Origin of the sequence: Mumia sp. Pv4-285 (assembly GCF_041320275.1) — a bacterium.
GTDB lineage: Bacteria > Actinomycetota > Actinomycetes > Propionibacteriales > Nocardioidaceae > Mumia > Mumia qirimensis.
In genome coordinates this window covers 1,717,596-1,735,576 of the sequence record NZ_CP162023.1, presented here as the reverse complement: position 1 = coordinate 1,735,576, position 17,981 = coordinate 1,717,596, and the positions used below count along the sequence as shown (strand labels likewise).

Here is a 17,981-nt window from a genome sequence, read left to right as displayed (position 1 = left end):
GTCAGCGCAGACCGGTCGGGCGCGCCAGGGCGTGCGCGATGAGGCGTTCGACGAGGTCGGCGTAGCCGAGCCCGCTCGCCTCCCACACCTGCGGATACATCGAGTACGGGGTGAAGCCGGGCATGGTGTTGACCTCGTTGATGAAGAACGTGCCGTCGAGGAGGAAGAAGTCCACTCGGGCGATGCCCTCGCAGCCCAGCGCGAGGAACGCGCGCGCTGCCTTGTCGCGTACCCGGTCGACGAGGGTGTCCTCGATCGGTGCTGGGATCAGGTTCTTGGAGGTGCCGTCCACGTACTTGGCACTGAAGTCGTAGAACTCGTGCCCGGCGCCGTGGTCGACGGCGATCTCACCGGGCGTGCTCACGCGGAGCGAGCCGTCGGGGTCCTGCAGAACCCCGCACTCGACCTCGCGGGCCTCGACGGCGGACTCGACGATCACCTTGGGGTCGTGCTCCTGCGCGAGGGCGATCGCTGCGGCGAGCGCGTGCTCGTCGGCGACGAGGGTCCCACCCATGCTGGAGCCTGCGCGGGCCGGCTTCACGAACACCGGGTAGTGCATCGAGGCCACGGTCTCGCGCACGGCCGCGGGGTCGCTCTTCCACTCGGCGGCGGTCACCACCGCGTACGGGAGCTGCGGGAGCGCAGCAGCCGCGAACAGCTGCTTCGCGACGGCCTTGTCCATGGCGACCGCGCTCGCGAGGACTCCCGAGCCGACGTAGCGCACGCCGGCCATCTCGAAGAGGCCCTGGAGCGTGCCGTCCTCGCCCCACGGGCCGTGCAGCAGCGGGAAAGCGACGTCCACCGAGGCGAGCGGGCGGCTGCTCCCGTCGTCGCCCAAGGCGAGGACCCTGTCTCCGGCGAGCGCGACCGGGGTGCCTCCCGGGTCGACCTGGGGCAGCCCGTCGACGTCCGTTGCCAGCTCGCCCTCGTGGAGCACCCACCGCCCGTCGCGGGTGATGCCGACGGCGACGACGTCGTAACGGTCCCGGTCGATCACGGCAAGGACCTCGCGCGCAGTCATGCACGACACGGCATGCTCGCTCGATCGTCCGCCGAAGACCAGCAGGACGCAGACCCTGCCTGGTGTGGCCGGGCTCACGGTCGGGTCAGTAGGCATGGCACTCATCGGGGCGACCCTACCGTGAGCCGCGACAATGGTCGGCATGGCTCGCTCACGTACCCTCTCCGCCGAAACCCTCGTCGTCGCAGCCGGCCGTCCTGAGCGACGGCCGGATGCACCCCTGAGCGTTCCGATCACGCCCGCCAGCACGTTCGTCGCGGGTGGCGAGCTCGAGTACGGCCGGTTCGGCAACCCGACCTGGGCGGCCTTCGAGGACGCGGTCGGCGCGCTCGAGGGCGGGCGCGCGGTGATGTACTCCTCGGGGATGGCCGCCGCGAGCGCGGCGCTGTCGCTCGTCCCCGACGGCGGCGCGGTCGTCGTGGCCCGGCACTCCTACAACGGCACGCTGGGTCTGCTCACCGAGGCGGAGCGGCGCGGGCGCATCTCGGTCCGGGCGGTAGACGTGACCCAGCCCGATGCCCTCGTGGACGCAGCGGAGGGCGCCGCGATGGTGTGGATCGAGTCACCGACCAACCCGGCGCTCGAGGTCGTCGACATCGCCGAGGTCGCCGCCGCGGCACGCACCCGCGGAGCGCTCGTCGTCGTCGACAACACCTTCGCGACACCGCTCGTGCAGCAGCCGCTCGCCCTGGGCGCTGACGTCGTCGTCCACTCCGCCACGAAGCTCCTCGCCGGCCACAGCGACGCGCTGGCCGGTGTCGTGGTGGTCGCCGACGACGCGACGTACGGGGTGCTCGAGTCGTACCGGCGGATGCACGGCGCCGTACCCGGATCTCTCGAGGCCTACCTCGCGACCCGCGGGCTGCGGACCCTCGCGGTCCGGTTCGAGCGGGCGCAGGCCAACGCACGTCGGCTCGTGGACGCGCTGCGGGCGCACCCTGCCGTCGACCAGGTCGGGTACCCCGGCTTCGGGACGATCGTGACCTTCGAACCGTCCGGCGGTGCAGCCGCAGCCCACCGGGTCGCCACCTCGAGCCGGCTCGTCGTCTGCACGACCAGCCTCGGTGGCGTGGAGTCGACCTGGGAACGCCGCCGGCGGTGGGCCGGCGAGCCCGAGTCGATCCCCGAGGCGTTGATCCGGATGTCGGTCGGCATCGAGGGGTACGACGATCTCTGGGCGGACGTCGAAGCCTCCCTGGCCCAGGCCTGAGGCGCTAGCGGATCTCCGGCTTCGGGCTGCGCGCGACCAGCATGGTGACGAGCTCCTTGGGAGTGGCCTCGCCACGGATCAGCGCGGCGACCTGCTCCACGATCGGCATGTCCACACCGTGCAGGCGAGCGAGCTCGGAGACGGAGTCGCTCGACTTCACGCCCTCGGCGACCTGGCGGGTCGAGGCGACGATCTCGTCCACGGTCATGCCGCGTCCGAGCTTCTCGCCGAAGGTGCGGTTGCGCGACAGCGGGGAGCTGCACGTGGCGACGAGATCACCCATGCCCGCGAGCCCCATCATGGTCATCGGGTCGGCCCCCATGGCGAGACCGAGCCGCGCGGTCTCGGCGAGGCCGCGCGTGATGACCGACGCCTTGGCGTTGTCACCGAAGCCCAGACCGTCGGCGACACCGACGGCGAGCGCGATCACGTTCTTGGTCGTCCCGGCCAGCTCGCAGCCGACGACGTCGGTGTTCGTGTACGGGCGGAACGCCGGTGTGTGGCACCAGCTCTGGAGGCGCTGCGCCACGCTCTCGTCGACGCACGCGACCACCGCGGCGGCGGGCTCGCGCTGAGCGATCTCGCGGGCGAGGTTGGGGCCGGTGACGACGGCGATGCGCTCGGGGCCCGCACCGGTGAGCTCGGCGATCACCTCGCTCATCCGCAGGTGCGTGCCGAGCTCGACACCCTTCATCAGGCTGACCACCACCGCATCGGCGGGGATGTGGCGCGCCCACTCGCGGAGGTTGGCGCGCAGCTGCTGCGACGGGACCGCGAGGACCACGAACTCCGCGTCCGCGAGGACGAAGGCCGGGTCGTGGCTCGCCTTGATCGTCTCCGGAAGGAGGATGCCCGGCAGGTAGTCAGGGTTCTCGCGGGTCTGGTTGATCGCGTCGCAGACCTCCTTGCGACGACCCCAGAGGTGGACGTCGTTGCCCGCGTCTGCCAGGACCATCGAGAAGGCGGTCCCCCAGGATCCTGCACCGAGGACAGCGGTCTTCGCCATGCGTACTACTCCTTCGTGGCCGACTGGCGTCGTGGGTGGGGACGCTCCTTGACCCGCGGGTCGTCGCGGGACATCCGGTGCGACGGTGCACTGACACCGCGCACCAGGGCGAGCTGCTCGGTCACGGCATCCATGATCCGGTCCGTGGCCTCGGTGAGGATACCGGCTGTGATCTCACGGCCGCGCAGGTCGTCGAGGTCGACGGGAGGACCTGCCGAGATGTGCATCGTCTGGCGGGGCACGACGCGCGGCCGGTAGCCGTACGGCTCGAGGAAGAGGTTGGGTCCCCACTGCGCCACAGGGATGACGGGGCACCCTGTCTCGAGAGACACCCGCGCCACACCGGTCTTGCCCGACATCGGCCACTCGTCGGGGTCACGCGTGATGGTGCCCTCGGGATAGAAGATGACGCCTTCACCGTCGAGGACGGCCTGCTTGGCGGCGGCGTACGCGTCGGCGGCGTTCGCCGTGCCGCGGTAGACCGGGATCTGTCCGGTCGCGCGCAGGATCTTGCCGGCCAACGGGAGGTCGAGGATCGCCGCCTTCGCGAGATAGCGTGGCGGCACGCCGTTGTCGTACAGGAAGTGCGCGAGCATCACGGGGTCCGAGTGCGAGATGTGATTGGCGGCCACCACGAAGCCCTCGTCGCGAGGCAGGTGCTCGGCCCCGGACCACTCGCGGCGGACCATCGCTGTGACCGGTGCACGCAGCAGCGTGACGATCGACCTGAGCACCATGCCGGGATCGCGGTCCGAGGCGGGGGCAGCAGGGGTCCTCATCCGCACGAGCCTAGTTCATCAGGGGTGGGTGCCGGCTCGTGTGCTGTGCTTCGTGAGGCAAGATCGAGGCGTGGCAGCGCGTTGGACGATCGTGGTCCCGGTCAAGGAGACGGCCGTGGGCAAGTCCCGGCTCGGCGCGTTCGGCACGGACCGACCTCGCCTCGCTCTGGCCATGGCGCTCGACACGATCGAGGCCGTCGTCTCTTCCGCGGAGGTCGGCGACGTCGTCGTCGTCTCGTCCGACCGTAAGCTCGCCGCGGCGCTCGACGCACCACGTGAGGGCGGCTCTGCAGGCGTGCACATCGTTCCCGACGACGGTACGGGTCTCGACGGTGCGCTCCTGACCGGGATCGAGGCGGCGACACGCATCACCGCGTACGTCGCAGTCCTGACCGCGGACCTCCCGGGCCTGCGACCCGACGACCTCAACGACGTGCTCGCCGCCGCCGTGCAGCACCGCCTGGGTGTCGTCGCCGACGCGGACGGGACCGGCACGACCCTGCTGACCGCGACCGAGATCGGCGCGCTGGCGCCACGCTTCGGGGAGGGTTCGCTGGCAGCGCACCGCGCCCAGGGTGCCGCGCTGCTCGATGCTCCTGCGACCCTGCGTCGCGACGTCGACGTGCCGGCCCATCTCGAGGAGCTCGGCACCGCGCTGGGCGCCCGCACCGCCTCGATCGTCGCGCGACGCGCGGTACCGTAAGCCGCATGCAGGCAACGATCGCGTCGTTCGACGCCGAGAGCGGCGGCACGCTCGTGCTGGACGACGGCGTGACGCTCCCCTACGACGCCGAGGCGGTTGCGGCTTCGCCCGTACGCCACCTGCGGCCCGGGCAGCGGGTGATCGTCGAGCTGAGCGACGCGACGGAACCCGCCGTGCGCGCGCTGCGGATCCACTAGGCATCCGGGCACGGGAACGGCCCCGGTCAGACCGGGGCCGCGTCCGTTCCGATCACACGCCGGCAGTCGCCTTCCTGGCCGTCGTCTTCTTCGCGGTGGCCTTCTTGGCGACCGTCTTCTTGGCGGTCGCCTTTTTGGCCGGTGCCTTCTTGGCGGTGGCCTTCTTCGCCGTGGCCTTCTTCGCCGCGGTCGTCTTCTTGGCGGTCGCCTTCTTCGCGGTCGCCTTCTTCGCAGTCGCCTTCTTCGCAGTCGCCTTCTTCGCGGCTGTCTTCTTGGCGGTGGCCTTCTTGGCCGTGGCCTTCTTCGCCGCGGTCGTCTTCTTGGCGGTCGCCTTCTTCGCAGGTGCCTTCTTGGCCACCGACTTCTTCGCCGTCGCCTTCTTCGCAGTTGCTTTCTTGGCCGCGGTCGTCTTCTTGGCGGTCGCCTTCTTGGCGGTCGCCTTCTTCGCAGTTGCCTTCTTGGCCGCGGTCGTCTTCTTGGCGGTCGCCTTCTTGGCTGCCGTCTTCTTGGCTGCCGTCTTCTTGGCTGCGGTCGTCTTCTTGGCGGTCGCCTTCTTGGCTGCCGTCTTCTTCGCCGGCGACTTCTTCGCCGTCACACCTGCCACCACGTTCTTCAGCTCCCCTCCGGGTTTGAACTTCGGGATGGTCCGATCCGCGATCACGTGGATCTCCCCCGTCCGCGGGTTCCGGACCTGTCGGCCGGTGCGGATCGATTGTTGGAACACTCCGAACCCACTGAGCACGACACGGTCTCCTCGCGAGAGGTGGAGCGTGAGCGTCGTGATCACAGCGTCGAGTGCGCGACGAGCCTGCGCGCGATTTCCCCCGAAGGAGACCGCGAGTGCTTCGACGAACTCGCTCTTGTTCAACGGCTTCCTCCGTGAACGGTCTGGTTCTTCGTGTTTGACGGTAAGCAATCGACTTGTCCGTCTCAATCACCGTAGAGGCAAATGTCTGAACGTGTTGTGTCATGCGCGCACGCGTCTGCGCGGCGAATCACCTCCGCGTCGGCGTGAGCACACCCGCGCGCGAGAACGACGAAGCCCGGAAACCACCATGGCTACGTGGTTTCCGGGCTTCGGTCGGTTCGGGGTCGAAGCGGCTGTCAGCGCGTACGACCGACAGCGTGCGACGTCACAACGTTGCGGGCTTGAACGACGGTCGTGTCGCCTCGTACGCGCTGATCGCGTCGGAGTGCGACAACGTGAGGCCGATGTCGTCGAGTCCTTCGAGCAGGCGCCACCGCGTGTAGTCGTCGATGTCGAACGAGTCCTCGACCCGCTCGAGACCCTCGCCGGCGCTGACGGTGCGCGCGACCAGATCGACGGTCACCTCGGTGCCGGGCTTCTCCTCGACGAGCTCCCACAGAGCGTTCACCGTCTTCTCGTCGACCTGTGCGGCGAGCAGGCCGGCCTTGCCCGAGTTGCCTCGGAAGATGTCACCGAAGCGCGGCGAGACGACGACGGCGAAGCCGTAGTTCTGGAGTGCCCACACAGCGTGCTCGCGCGACGACCCCGTGCCGAAGTCGGGACCGGCGAGGAGCACCGTCGCCTGCGCGTACGCCGGCTGGTTGAGGACGAACGCCGGGTCCTTGCGCCACCCGGCGAAGAGGCCGTCCTCGAAGCCCGTGCGCGTGACGCGCTTGAGGTACTCGGCGGGGATGATCTGATCGGTGTCGACGTTGCTGCGACGCAGCGGTGCAGCGACTCCGGTGTGCGTGCTGAACTTCTCCATGAGCGTTTCCGTCCGGTACGGGGTCAGGCGTTGACGAGGTCGGCAGGTGAGGCGAGGTGTCCGAGGATCGCCGTCGCAGCGGCCACCTCCGGCGAGACCAGGTGGGTGCGTCCGCCCTTGCCCTGGCGCCCCTCGAAGTTGCGGTTCGACGTCGACGCGCTGCGCTCGCCGGGCGTGAGCTGGTCAGGGTTCATGCCGAGGCACATCGAGCACCCGGCACCGCGCCACTCCGCGCCGGCCTCCTTGAAGATGACGTCGAGGCCTTCCTGCTCGGCCTCCAGCCGGACGCGGACCGACCCGGGCACCACCAGCATGCGGGTCGAGTCGGCGACCTTGCGGCCCTCGACGATCTTCGCGGCGGTCCGCAGGTCCTCCATGCGACCGTTGGTGCACGAGCCGACGAAGACGGTGTCGACGGTGATGTCGCGCAGCGGCATGCCGGCGGTCAGGCCCATGTAGTCGAGGGCCCGCTCGGCCGCGACGCGCTCGCTCGGGTCGTCGAAGTCCTCCGGCGAGGGGACGGTAGCCGACAACGGCGCTCCCTGCCCCGGGTTGGTGCCCCAGGTGACGAACGGCGTCACTGCGGACGCGTCCAGGGTCACGACCTTGTCGAACTCCGCGTCGTCGTCGGTCACCAGCGTCCGCCAGTGCGCGACGGCGGCGTCCCAGTCGGCACCCTGGGGTGCGTGCGGGCGGCCTTGGAGGAAGGCGAACGTGGTCTCGTCCGGCGCGATCATGCCGGCCTTCGCGCCCCACTCGATCGACATGTTGCAGACGGTCATCCGCGCTTCCATCGAGAGCCGGCGGATCGCCTCGCCGCGGTACTCGACGATGTAGCCCTGGCCGCCGCCGGTGGTCTCCTGCGTGATCAGGGCCAGCACCAGGTCCTTGGCGGAGGCGCCGTCGGGCAGCTCGCCGACGACCTCCACGGCCATCGTCCTCGGCTTGGCCTGCGGCAGCGTCTGCGTCGCGAGGACGTGCTCGACCTCGCTCGTCCCGATGCCGAAGGCGAGGGCGCCGAACGCGCCGTGCGTCGCCGTGTGCGAGTCGCCGCACACCACGGTCGTACCCGGCTGGGTCAGACCGAGCTGCGGTCCGACGACGTGCACGATGCCCTGCTCGATGTCACCCATGGGGTGCAGGCGGACGCCGAACTCCTCGCAGTTGCGACGCAGGGTCTCGACCTGCGTCCGCGAGACCGGGTCGGCGATCGGCTTGTCGAGGTCGGTCGTCGGGATGTTGTGGTCCTCGGTGGCCAGCGTCAGGTCGGGACGGCGCACCTGACGGCCGGCGAGGCGCAGCCCGTCGAAGGCCTGCGGGCTGGTCACCTCGTGGATGAGGTGGAGGTCGATGAAGAGCAGGTCCGGCTCTCCGTCGGCACGCCGTACGACATGCTCGTCCCACACCTTCTGCGCAAGGGTCTTGCCCATTGCTCTCTCCTCTTCCACGTGGTCCGTCGTCGGACCGGTCTCGACGAGCGATCTCCCGCTCGGCCTCTTCGCCTGCATTTCACAGTGCTTGCATTTCACAATGCGAGACGGCAATATCAAGGCATGGACAACTCTAGCGGAGTCGGCGTGCTTGATAAAGCCGCACTGGTCTTGTCGGCCCTCGAAGCCGGTCCAGCCACGCTCGCCGGCCTCGTCTCGAGCACCGGCCTGGCCCGCCCGACGGCCCACCGGCTGGCGGTCGCTCTCGAGCACCACCGGCTCGTCGCGCGAGACATGCAGGGCCGTTTCGTCCTCGGACCACGTCTTGCCGAGCTGTCCGCAGCAGCCGGCGAGGATCGTCTCCTCGCCGCCGCCGGCCCTGTGCTGGCGCGGCTGCGCGACATCACCGGCGAGTCGGCCCAGCTTTTCCGGCGCCAGGGCGACTACCGGATCTGCGTCGCCGCGGCCGAGCGTCCGACCGGCCTGCGCGACACCGTCCCGGTCGGCAGCCAGCTGACGATGCGGGCCGGGTCGGCCGCCCAGATCCTGCTTGCGTGGGAGGATCCGGAGCGGATGAACCGAGGCCTCCAGAACGCCGCGTTCACCGCTGCGGCGCTCTCGCAGGTGCGCCGTCGCGGCTGGGCGCAGAGCGTCGGTGAGCGCGAGACCGGCATCGGTTCGGTCTCGGCGAGCGTCCGCTCCCCCTCGGGCAAGGTGATCGCCGCCGTGTCCGTCTCCGGGCCGCTCGAGCGGCTCACCCGCCAGCCAGGACGGATGCACGCCCCGGCCGTGGTGGCCGCTGCCGAGCGGCTCTCGCAGTCGCTGCGGCGCAACGGCGAGTAGACGACGGGTCAGAAGAGGCCAGGGCCCTGCTCGAGGTCGAGCAGCGCCTGCTTGCGCTCCAGCCCACCCGCATAGCCCGTGAGCGTCCCGTTCGCGCCGATGACGCGGTGGCACGGCACGATGATCGGGATCGGGTTGGACCCGTTGGCCGAGCCGACGGCCCGGGCGCCGAAGGGGCCCAGCTCGAGCTCTGCAGCCAGCTGGCCGTACGTGGCGGTCTTTCCGTACGGGATCTCGCACAGCGCCTTCCAGACCGAGCGCTGGAACGCCGAACCCTTCTGCGGACCGAGCGGGAGGTCGAAGGTCGTCCGCTCGCCGGCGAAGTACTCACGGAGCTGGGCCACTGCGGCGTCGAGGACGGCGTCGTGGGACTCACCCCCGTCCTCGTGCGCGTCGAAGTCGATCTCGGTGATGCCTGCCCCGTCGCTGTGGACGCGCAGGCCACCGATCGGGGAGTCGAGGTACGCGTAGCGGTCGGTCGTCTCGTTCATGACTGCCTCTCGGTCGTGGCGGGAAGGGCCCACAGGTGCATCGCGGCGTACGAGCGCCACGGGCTCCATCGGGCGGTGGGGTCGTCGGTGGCGGAGCGGGGCACGAGCGCGTCGAGCCGGCGCCTGATCACCAGGTCGGTCGCGAGCAGGACGTCGGGGTCGCGCGCAGCACGCATCAGGACGTAGTCGGCGGTCCACGGCCCGATCCCCCGCAGCTCGAGCAGCTGGTCCCTCAGCGAGGCACGATCGGCGCTCGGGCCGATGTCGATCTTGCCGACGGCGACCGCGTCGGCGACGGCGAGCACGGTGGCCGCACGTGAGCGGGGCATCCCGAGCGTCGTGGCGTCGACCGATGACAGCACATCGGGCTCGGGGAACACCCGCTCCAGCGCGTACGCCTCCGCCAGCGGATGCGCTTGCTGCTCGATCGGCGTGCCGTGCGCGTGCACGATCCGCGCGAGGGTGGTCCGAGCGCCGGCGACCGACACCTGCTGCCCGACGACGGCGCGGATCGCCAGCTCGTACCCGTCGACGTGCCCGGGGACCCGCAGCCCCGGTGCCGCAGCGACGGCGTCACGGAGGAGCGGGTCCGCCGCCAGCGCGTCATCGATCGCCACGGGGTCCGCGTCGAGGTCCAGCAGGCTGCGGCAGCGCGCGACGGCGGTCATCGTGTCGCGCAGGTCGCTCAGCTCGAGCTCGCACCGGACGTGGTCGTGCGCGGGCGTCAGGGCGACGACACCGAACCCGTACGGCAGCCGCAGCGTGCGCGCGTACGTGCCACCCTCCACCGTCTCGAGCCCGGGAACGGCGCGGAGGGCGAGGAAGCTCAGGAGCGGCTCGTACGCGAAGGGCGCGCGGACGGCCAGGCGGAGGCTGATGCGGCCGGCGACCCTGTCGGCAGCCGGCTTGCTGGTGCGGTGTCGCGCCTTCTGCCGAAGCGTCGACGGCGTGGCGTCGTAGACCGTGCGCAGAGTGTCGTTGAACTGACGGACCGACGCGAACCCAGCGGCGAACGCGACGTCGGTCACGGGCACGTCCGTCGTCTCGAGCAGGATGCGGGCGTGGTGCGCGCGGTTGCTCCGTGCGATCGCGAGAGGGCCGGCGCCGACCCCGTCGAGCAGCATGCGGTGGACGTGACGCGTGGTGTAGCCGAGCCGAGCGGCGAGACCGGCCACGCCGTCGCGCTCCACGACGCCGTCCCGGATCAGCCGCATCGCCCGGCCGACGGTGTCCGTGCGGATGTCCCACTCGGGCGACCCCGGCGCGGCATCGGGGCGGCAGCGCCGGCACGCGCGGAACCCGGCGTCGTGAGCGGCGGCCGCGGTCGCGTAGAAGCGGACGTTCTCACGCTTCGGCGTCCGTGCGGGGCAGGACGGCCGGCAGTAGATGCCGGTGCTCGTCACGGCGGTGTAGAAGACCCCGTCGAACCGGGCATCCTTCGCGCTGACTGCGCGGTAGCAGCGGTCCTCGTCATCGATCATGGCTCCAGCATGACTCCCGCCGACCCGCATTCCTAGCGGAAATCGGACATCACCGTGGAAGGCGCACGAGCCGCGCAAGAACTGCTGTCGGCGGGAAACACAAAGGCGCCCGAGTCCTGGTGGACTCGGGCGCCTGTTGTAGCCCCGACGGGATTCGAACCCGCGCTACCGCCTTGAGAGGGCGGCGTGCTAGGCCGCTACACAACGGGGCCTGGTGGTGAAAGAAGCCTACCGGACGTGCCGGAGGTCCCTCTCGCTGGGGTACTAGGACTCGAACCTAGACTAACGGTGCCAGAAACCGACGGGCTGCCAATTACCCCATACCCCATGGCTTTGGTCCGGCTCCTTGCGGCCTCCGAACCGAGAAGAACACTACCGGACGCCTTCGTACGACCCAAATCCGGGGGTGCCCGAGGCGGCATCGTCGCAGGTCAGCCAAGGATTGCGCCCGACGAGCCTCGCGCATCCCGATGGGCGGGGTACCCCAGCGGAACCGGACCGCCCCGAGTCTGCTCGCTCGGGGACGTGGGCTTTCGCTGGGGTACCCCTGGACGAGAACGGCCCCGACGTGAGGATTCTCACGCCGGGGCCGGCTCTCGCGCCTCGATCGGCAATCGGATCAGGCAGTGAGTGCGCGCTCCAGGCGACCCAGAGTGCGGTCCTTCCCCAGCAGCTCGATCGACTCGAACAGCGGCGGCGAGATGCGGCGGCCGGACACGGCCACACGCACCGGGCCGAACGCGTTGCGTGGCTTGAGGCCCATCCCGTCGACCAGCGCAGCACGAAGGGCCGCTTCGATCGACGCCGTGTCGAACGAGTCGAGCGCAGCGAGCGCGTCGCGGGCCGAGCGGACCACCGCGAGACCGTCCTCGGTCAGCGTCTTCGCGCCGTCATCGGGGTCGACCGTGAAGGCGTCCTCCGACACGAACAGGAACGCCAGCATGTCGACGGCCTCGCTCAGGACCGTGATGCGCTCGCTGACCAGGGGTGTCGCGGCGGCGAGCAGGGCGAGGTCGTCCTCGGACGGCTCGGCACCGAGGAGACCCGCACCGACGAGGTACGGGACCAGCCGCGCCGCCAGCTCCTCGACCCCGAGGTCACGGATGTGGTGCGCGTTGACCGCCTCGCACTTCTTGGGGTCGAACTGCGCGGGGTTCGGGTTGACGCGGCCGATGTCGAACGCCTCGGCCATCTCCTGGAGCGAGAAGATCTCGCGGTCGCCGCCGATCGACCAGCCGAGCAGCGCGAGGTAGTTGAGGAGACCCTCGGGCAGGAAGCCGCGGTCACGGTAGTCCGCGAGGCCGCCACCGGGGTCGCGCTTCGACAGCTTGCGGTTGCCCGGCCCCATCACGAACGGCAGGTGGCCGTACTCGGGGACGACACCCTCGCCGATGCCCAGCTCGACGAGCGCACGGTGCAGCGGGATCTGGCGAGGCGTCGAGCTCAGCAGGTCCTCGCCGCGGAGCACGTGCGTGATGCCCATCGTCGCGTCGTCGACAGGGTTGGTCAGGGTGTAGAGCGGCTGGCCGTTGGCGCGCATGATCACGTAGTCGGAGACGTGCTCCGGCTCGAAGGTCACCTCGCCGCGGACGAGGTCGGTGAACACGATCGCCTCGTCGGGCATCCGGAACCGGACGACGGGCTTGCGGCCCTCGGCCTCGTACGCGGCGCGCTGCTCGTCGGTGAGGTCGCGGTGCAGGCCGTCGTAGCCGCTCGAACGCCCCTCCGCACGCGCGGCCTCGCGGCGCTGCTCGAGCTCCTCCGGGGTGTCGTACGCGTAGTAGGCGTAGCCGGCGGCGACGAGCTTCTCGGCCACCTCCGTGTAGAGGGGCATGCGCTCGGACTGGCGGTACGGGCCGAGGTCGCCGCCGACCTCCGGCCCCTCGTCCCAGTCGAGCCCGAGCCAGCGCAGCGCGTCGAGCAGCCCTTGGTAGGACTCCTCCGAGTCGCGCGCGGCGTCGGTGTCCTCGACGCGGAAGACGAACGTGCCGCCGTGGTGGCGGGCGAACGCCCAGTTGAACAGCGCCGTCCGGACGTTGCCGACGTGCAGGTTGCCCGTCGGGGACGGGCAGAAGCGCACGCGGACAGCGCGGCTGGACTCAGTCACTTGAAACCACCTTGTTGGTCAGGGTTCCGATGCCCTCGACGGTGACGCTGACCTCGTCACCAGGGTTCATGGGACCGACACCCTCTGGGGTGCCGGTGAGGATGACGTCGCCCGGGAGCAGCGTCATGAAGCTGGACACGTACGCGATGAGTGCCGGCACGCCGACGACCATGGAGGAGGTGCGCCCGTCCTGCACCACGCGGTCTCCGACGGTGGTCGTCACGCGCAGGTCGCTCGGGTCGAGGTCGGTCTCGATCCAGGGGCCGAGCGGGCAGAATCCGTCGGACCCCTTCGCGCGGCTCCACTGGCCGTCCGACTTCTGGAGGTCGCGTGCGGTCACGTCGTTGGCGACGGTGTAGCCGTGGATGACCTGCGCGGCCGACTCGGCGGGCACGTCCTTGCAGATCCGGCTGATCACGACAGCGAGCTCTCCCTCGTAGCTCAGCTCCTTGGTGAAGTCGGGGTAGATGATCGGGTCGCCCGGCCCGGTCACGCTCGTGTTGGGCTTGAGGAAGACCAGCGGCTCGGCCGGGACCTCGTTGCCGAGCTCGGCGGCGTGGGCGGCGTAGTTGCGCCCGATGCCGACGACCTTGCTCCGCGGCAGGACCGGCGCGAGCAGCCGGACGTCGTCGAGGGCGATCTTCTCGCCGGTCAGCTGGACGCCGGCGTACAACGGGTCGCCGGTGATCGCGGCGATCACCGTCTCTCCGTCGGCCTCGCCGACGATGCCGAAGCGGGGGTCCTCATCGGTGGTGAACCTTGCGATACGCACGAGGTTCAGCCTATCCGCGCCGGGATACGGTGTGGTCCTCACCCACAGTCGAGGAGTGGACGCGATGCACCTCGTCACAGCCCCCGCACTCCCCTCGCTCGCGCGGGTCGACACGTCGGCCCCCGAGCAGGACACCCGCGACACCTTGCGGATAGGCGTCGTCCAGCACCGCTGGCGCGACGACGCGGACGCGCTGGTGGCCGTCCTCGACGACGCCGTGGCGACCGCAGCCGGGGCGGGTGCGCGGGTCGTCTTCCTGCCCGAGCTCACGCTGAGCCGCTACCCGGCCGACGTCCGCGCCGGCGACGAACCCGACGCGGAGGCCGAGGACCTTCACGACGGGCCGACCTTCGCGTTCGCTGCGCGGGCCGCTGCGGCGTACGGCGTCCACGTGCACGCGTCGCTCTTCCGTCGCGCGCGCGGCACCGGTGACTCCGACGTCACCGACAAGCGGGGACTCAACACCGCGATCCTCGTCTCCCCCGCCGGCGAGCTCGTCGCCCTGACCGACAAGCTGCACATCCCGGTGACCGCCGGCTACTACGAGGACACGTGGTTCCGGCCTGGCACGCCCGCCGACCCGTACCCCGTCCACGAGGTCCCCGCGCTCGACGGCCTGCGCGTCGGCCTGCCGACCTGCTGGGACGAGTGGTTCCCCGAGGTCGCCCGTGCGTACGCCCTCGGCGGGGCAGAGGTGCTCGTCTACCCGACGGCGATCGGCTCGGAGCCGGACCACCCCGACTTCGACACGCAGCCGCTGCTCAGGACGGTCGTGACCGCGCAGGGCATCACCGCCGGCACGTTCATGGTCGTCCCCAACAGGACCGGCGACGAGGGGGCGATCCGCTTCTACGGCAGCTCGTTCGTGTCCGACCCGTACGGCCGGGTGCTCGTCGAGGCACCTCGTGACGAGGAGGCCGTGCTGGTCACCGACCTCGCGCTCGCGCAGCGTCGCGACTGGCTGACCCTGTTCCCGTTCCTGCGGACCCGGCGGCCCGACACGTACGCGGCCCTCACGCGCCCGGTCGACCCAGAGCGCCCGTTCGGCGGCGGGGAGTGACCGGGCTCCGGATGCCGGCGGAGTCCGCCCCGCAGGAACGGGTGTGGATGGCGTTCCCGACCGCCGGCTACTCGCTCGGCGACACGGCAGCGGAGGCGGAGGAGGCCCGCGCGACGTGGAGCGCGGTTGCCCACGCGGTCTCCGACTTCGCGCCCGTGACGATGGTCGTCGACCCGGAGGACGTGCGCGACGCCCGCCGGTGGCTGTCCGTAGCGGTCGACGTCGTCGAAGCCCCGCTGAACGACGCGTGGATGCGCGACATCGGGCCGACGTTCGTCCACCGCGAGGACGGGACGGTCGTCGCCGTGGACTGGGTGTTCAACGGGTGGGGTGAGCAGGACTGGGCGCGGTGGGACCACGACGCGCGGATCGCCGCCGTGGTCTCGCGGGAGGCGGGTGTCGCCCGCATCGGTTCGCAGATGGTCAACGAGGGTGGCGGCTTCCACGTCGACGGAGCCGGCACGGTCCTCGTCACGGAGACCGTGCAGCGCGACCCGCACCGCAACCCCGGCTGGTCACGGGCGGCCGTCGAGATTGAGCTCGCACGCACGATCGGAGCGGACCACACGATCTGGCTGCCGCGAGGGCTGTCGCGTGACAGCGAGCGCTACGGGACCCGCGGGCACGTCGACATCGTCGCGACGTTCCCGTCGGCAGGGCGCGTGCTCGTGCACGACCAGCGTGACGCCACCCATCCGGACCATGCGGTCTCCGAAGAGATCCGTACGTCGCTGGCCGACGCCGTCGACGCCCGCGGCGACGCCCTGGAACTGGTCGCGCTGCCCGCCCCCCGGACCCTGCGCGACGGCGAGGGCTGGGTCGACTGGTCGTACGTCAACCACCTCGTGGTCAACGACGGAGTGGTCGCGTGCGCGTTCGACGACCCGCACGACGCGGAAGCGGCGGCGGTGCTGCGCGAGGAGTACCCCGGTCGTGAGGTGGTCGGAGTAGACGCCCGCCCGCTGTTCGCGCGCGGCGGTGGCATCCACTGCATCACGCAGCAGCAGCCGGCACCGCTCACGGTGTCGTGACGTCGCCGTCGACGTAGAACCAACGCCCGGCACGCCGCTCGAACCGGCTCCGCTCGTGCATCGCACCCGGGCCGGCCGGGGTCCGGAAGTGCGCCCGGAACTCGACCTCGTCGTCGGTCGCGTCCAGGATCTCGAGGAGTTCCCACACGAGGTCCGGCACCGGCTCGACCTCGGCGGGACGCGTCCGCGGGTGCCAGGTCCGGAAGACGTGGTCGACGTCGCCGACGGCGTACGCCGCGTACCGCGAGCGCATCAGCTCCTCCGGTGTGGCCGCCTGCACCTCCTGGCGGTGCAGTCGGCCGCAGCACGCGTCGTACGAGGTGCCGGACCCGCACGGGCAGGGGCGGTCGAACGTGCTCACGCGGACCCGTAGCGGCGGTTGCGGCGCGCGTACTCCTCGATCGCCTCCCACAGGGCGCGGCGGTCCACGTCCGGCCACGCGATGTCGGAGAACACCATCTCGGCGTACGCCGCCTGCCAGATCAGGAAGTTGCTCGTCCGCTGCTCCCCCGACGTGCGCCAGAAGAGGTCGACGTCGGGCATGTCCGGCTCGTCGAGGTAGCGGGTGAACAGCTCTTCGTCGACCTTGCCCGGCTTCACCCGGCCGTCGGCGACGTCGCGGGCGAGAGCCGCGGCGGCGTCGGCGAGCTCCGCCCGACCGCCGTAGTTCACGCACATCGTGAGCGTGAGGACGTCGTTGTCCTTCGTGAGCTCCTCGGCGATCTCGAGCTCCTTGATGACGCTCCGCCACAGGCGCGGGCGACGCCCGGCCCACCGCACCCGGACGCCGAGCTCGTGCATCTCGTCGCGCCGGCGGCGGATGACGTCACGGTTGAACCCCATGAGGAAGCGCACCTCATCCGGCGAACGCTTCCAGTTCTCGGTGGAGAACGCGTAGGCGGAGATCCATTTCACGCCGACCTCGATGCCGCCCTCGACGACGTCGAACAGCGACGACTCTCCGGCCTCGTGGCCCGCCGTGCGTGGGAGCCCTCGCTCCTTGGCCCACCGCCCGTTGCCGTCCATCACGATCGCGACGTGGCGCGGGACCTGGTCGCTCGGCAGCGACGGCGGCTGGGCGCCTGACGGGTGCGGGGCGGGGCGGCGTACGGGCTGGGTCACGTGCCCATTGTCGCCGGTCGCGCGGCCGTGCCGGCAACGGCGTCGGACACCGCCGCAGCGAGGCTCTCGCGCACCGCGCGGACACCGGGCTGGCCGGCCGAGAACCGGCGGGCGGACGTGAAGACGGTACGACGCGGCGCCCCGGCGAGGTCGCGCAGCACGACCGTCGGTCGACGTCCGAGCCAGAGCAGGTCCGGGAGGAGGGCGACGGCGTTGCCGGACTCGATCAGGCGGATCTGTGCCTGGAGGTCGGCAGTCTCGAACCGGACGTCGGGCTCGAATCCGGCACGACGGCAGGCCTGCTCGGCGAAGTGGCGCGACGCGACGCCGCCCGGCTCCATCACCCACGGCACCTCCGCCGCATCGGCGATGGTCTCGATGGCGGCGTACGGGCCGGTCGATGGGACGGCCAGCCGGATCTCGTCCGAGGTGAGCTCGATGCGGTCCAGGTCGGGGTGCCAGGGCGCCGCGTGACCCGGGTACTGCTCGGCGACCACGAGGTCGAAGCCGCGGGCCCACGTCTCGCGGAGCGCATGCTCCGGCTCGCTCTGGGTCATCGTCACGCGCAGCCGAGGATGCGCGGCGGCAAGGTCGGACAGGGTCTGCGGCATCAGTGCCAGCGCTGCCGACTGGAACACCGCGAGGCGCACCGACCCGGTTGCCTCGGTGAGCGACGCCGCAAGGTCGGACTCGGCGAGCTCGAGCCGCGCGAGCACGTCTGCGGCGTGGTCGGCGAGGATCTCGGCCTGCGGCGTCAGACGCACACCGCGGCCGGCCTTCGCGAGAAGCGGGACGCCGACCTCTCGCTCGAGCAGCGCGAGCTGTTGCGAGACGGAGGAGGGCGACTGGTGGAGTGCCGCAGCGACCTCGGCGAGGGAACCGCGGACCTGGAGCTCGCGCAGCAGGCGCAGACGACGGACCTCGAGCACGGCGGCCTCCTATCAATCAGAACTGCTTACGGATATCCGTCATGAATCATCGCTTTACCTTACCAA

At 70.8% G+C, this 17,981-nt stretch carries 19 protein-coding genes and 2 tRNA genes; 6 read left to right on the top strand and 15 right to left on the bottom strand.

Features of this window, described 5'->3' with window-relative positions; genetic code table 11:
* Nucleotide 1: 1 nt before the first annotated feature.
* Nucleotides 2-1,117, bottom strand: a complete 1,116-nt coding sequence (locus tag AB3M34_RS08385; RefSeq protein ID WP_370619980.1) for a D-alanine--D-alanine ligase family protein — start codon at nucleotides 1,115-1,117, stop codon at nucleotides 2-4.
* 46 nt (nucleotides 1,118-1,163) lie between these two features.
* Between AB3M34_RS08385 and AB3M34_RS08380 the strand changes: the two genes are divergently transcribed.
* Nucleotides 1,164-2,231 (top strand): trans-sulfuration enzyme family protein, encoded by a 1,068-nt coding sequence (locus AB3M34_RS08380; RefSeq protein WP_370618963.1) that lies wholly within the window; start codon nucleotides 1,164-1,166, stop codon nucleotides 2,229-2,231.
* A gap of 4 nt (nucleotides 2,232-2,235) precedes the next feature.
* Here AB3M34_RS08380 and AB3M34_RS08375 read toward each other — a convergent pair whose 3' ends face one another.
* Nucleotides 2,236-3,237 carry an NAD(P)H-dependent glycerol-3-phosphate dehydrogenase gene (locus tag AB3M34_RS08375; protein WP_370618961.1) on the bottom strand — a complete coding sequence of 334 codons (1,002 nt, stop codon included), beginning with the start codon at nucleotides 3,235-3,237 and terminating at the stop codon, nucleotides 2,236-2,238.
* 5 nt (nucleotides 3,238-3,242) lie between these two features.
* Nucleotides 3,243-4,016 (bottom strand): lysophospholipid acyltransferase family protein, encoded by a 774-nt coding sequence (locus AB3M34_RS08370; RefSeq protein ID WP_370618959.1) that lies wholly within the window; start codon nucleotides 4,014-4,016, stop codon nucleotides 3,243-3,245.
* A 70-nt stretch (nucleotides 4,017-4,086) separates the two neighbouring features.
* Here AB3M34_RS08370 and cofC point away from each other — a divergent pair, with 70 nt between their 5' ends.
* Together cofC and AB3M34_RS08360 are read left to right on the top strand one after the other, a co-directional pair.
* Nucleotides 4,087-4,719 (top strand): 2-phospho-L-lactate guanylyltransferase, encoded by a 633-nt coding sequence (cofC, locus tag AB3M34_RS08365; protein WP_370618957.1) that lies wholly within the window; start codon nucleotides 4,087-4,089, stop codon nucleotides 4,717-4,719.
* Between the two features lie 5 nt (nucleotides 4,720-4,724).
* Nucleotides 4,725-4,916 (top strand): hypothetical protein, encoded by a 192-nt coding sequence (locus AB3M34_RS08360; RefSeq protein ID WP_370618955.1) that lies wholly within the window; start codon nucleotides 4,725-4,727, stop codon nucleotides 4,914-4,916.
* 52 nt (nucleotides 4,917-4,968) lie between these two features.
* On the opposite strand, the gene AB3M34_RS08355 is transcribed toward AB3M34_RS08360, so the two are convergent.
* From AB3M34_RS08355 to leuC, 3 genes are all read right to left on the bottom strand, one after another.
* On the bottom strand, nucleotides 4,969-5,784 hold the full coding sequence (locus tag AB3M34_RS08355; RefSeq protein ID WP_370618953.1) for an HU family DNA-binding protein: 816 nt from the start codon (nucleotides 5,782-5,784) through the stop codon (nucleotides 4,969-4,971).
* A 265-nt stretch (nucleotides 5,785-6,049) separates the two neighbouring features.
* Entirely contained in the window at nucleotides 6,050-6,649 is a 600-nt protein-coding gene (leuD, locus tag AB3M34_RS08350; RefSeq protein ID WP_370618952.1) for a 3-isopropylmalate dehydratase small subunit, read from the bottom strand.
* A gap of 23 nt (nucleotides 6,650-6,672) precedes the next feature.
* Nucleotides 6,673-8,079 carry a 3-isopropylmalate dehydratase large subunit gene (gene leuC / locus AB3M34_RS08345; protein WP_370618950.1) on the bottom strand — a complete coding sequence of 469 codons (1,407 nt, stop codon included), beginning with the start codon at nucleotides 8,077-8,079 and terminating at the stop codon, nucleotides 6,673-6,675.
* A gap of 123 nt (nucleotides 8,080-8,202) precedes the next feature.
* Between leuC and AB3M34_RS08340 the strand changes: the two genes are divergently transcribed.
* Nucleotides 8,203-8,922, top strand: a complete 720-nt coding sequence (locus AB3M34_RS08340) for an IclR family transcriptional regulator (protein WP_370618948.1) — start codon at nucleotides 8,203-8,205, stop codon at nucleotides 8,920-8,922.
* Nucleotides 8,923-8,930: 8 nt separating this feature from the next.
* On the opposite strand, the gene AB3M34_RS08335 is transcribed toward AB3M34_RS08340, so the two are convergent.
* From AB3M34_RS08335 to AB3M34_RS08310, 6 genes are all read right to left on the bottom strand, one after another.
* Nucleotides 8,931-9,413 carry a methylated-DNA--[protein]-cysteine S-methyltransferase gene (locus AB3M34_RS08335; protein ID WP_370618946.1) on the bottom strand — a complete coding sequence of 161 codons (483 nt, stop codon included), beginning with the start codon at nucleotides 9,411-9,413 and terminating at the stop codon, nucleotides 8,931-8,933.
* Nucleotides 9,410-10,894, bottom strand: a complete 1,485-nt coding sequence (locus AB3M34_RS08330) for a DNA-3-methyladenine glycosylase 2 family protein (RefSeq protein ID WP_370618945.1) — start codon at nucleotides 10,892-10,894, stop codon at nucleotides 9,410-9,412. Before AB3M34_RS08330 ends, AB3M34_RS08335 begins: the two co-directional genes overlap by 4 nt.
* A gap of 139 nt (nucleotides 10,895-11,033) precedes the next feature.
* Nucleotides 11,034-11,106, bottom strand: a tRNA-Glu gene (locus tag AB3M34_RS08325).
* 44 nt (nucleotides 11,107-11,150) lie between these two features.
* Nucleotides 11,151-11,222 (bottom strand) — tRNA-Gln (locus AB3M34_RS08320).
* 291 nt (nucleotides 11,223-11,513) lie between these two features.
* Entirely contained in the window at nucleotides 11,514-13,001 is a 1,488-nt protein-coding gene (gltX, locus tag AB3M34_RS08315) for a glutamate--tRNA ligase (protein WP_370618943.1), read from the bottom strand.
* Entirely contained in the window at nucleotides 12,994-13,773 is a 780-nt protein-coding gene (locus AB3M34_RS08310; protein ID WP_370618942.1) for a fumarylacetoacetate hydrolase family protein, read from the bottom strand. The genes gltX and AB3M34_RS08310 overlap by 8 nt, the downstream gene beginning before the upstream one ends.
* A 64-nt stretch (nucleotides 13,774-13,837) precedes the next feature.
* Here AB3M34_RS08310 and AB3M34_RS08305 point away from each other — a divergent pair, with 64 nt between their 5' ends.
* Both AB3M34_RS08305 and AB3M34_RS08300 read left to right on the top strand, forming a co-directional pair.
* Nucleotides 13,838-14,833, top strand: coding sequence for a nitrilase-related carbon-nitrogen hydrolase (locus tag AB3M34_RS08305; RefSeq protein ID WP_370618940.1), 996 nt, complete (start codon nucleotides 13,838-13,840; stop codon nucleotides 14,831-14,833).
* A gap of 11 nt (nucleotides 14,834-14,844) precedes the next feature.
* On the top strand, nucleotides 14,845-15,864 hold the full coding sequence (locus tag AB3M34_RS08300) for an agmatine deiminase family protein (protein WP_370619979.1): 1,020 nt from the start codon (nucleotides 14,845-14,847) through the stop codon (nucleotides 15,862-15,864).
* On the opposite strand, the gene AB3M34_RS08295 is transcribed toward AB3M34_RS08300, so the two are convergent.
* The 3 genes from AB3M34_RS08295 to AB3M34_RS08285 are packed head-to-tail and all read right to left on the bottom strand — an operon-like array spanning nucleotide 15,851 to nucleotide 17,915.
* On the bottom strand, nucleotides 15,851-16,225 hold the full coding sequence (locus AB3M34_RS08295) for a YchJ family protein (RefSeq protein ID WP_370618938.1): 375 nt from the start codon (nucleotides 16,223-16,225) through the stop codon (nucleotides 15,851-15,853). The genes AB3M34_RS08300 and AB3M34_RS08295 overlap by 14 nt on opposite strands.
* The gene (locus tag AB3M34_RS08290) at nucleotides 16,222-16,986 is read right to left on the bottom strand and encodes an isoprenyl transferase (protein WP_370618937.1); all 765 of its coding nucleotides are present in this window, start codon (nucleotides 16,984-16,986) and stop codon (nucleotides 16,222-16,224) included. The genes AB3M34_RS08295 and AB3M34_RS08290 overlap by 4 nt, the downstream gene beginning before the upstream one ends.
* Complete coding sequence (locus AB3M34_RS08285; protein ID WP_370618935.1) at nucleotides 16,983-17,915, bottom strand: LysR family transcriptional regulator; 933 nt, start codon at nucleotides 17,913-17,915, stop codon at nucleotides 16,983-16,985. The genes AB3M34_RS08290 and AB3M34_RS08285 overlap by 4 nt, the downstream gene beginning before the upstream one ends.
* Between the last annotated feature and the right edge of the window lie 66 nt (nucleotides 17,916-17,981).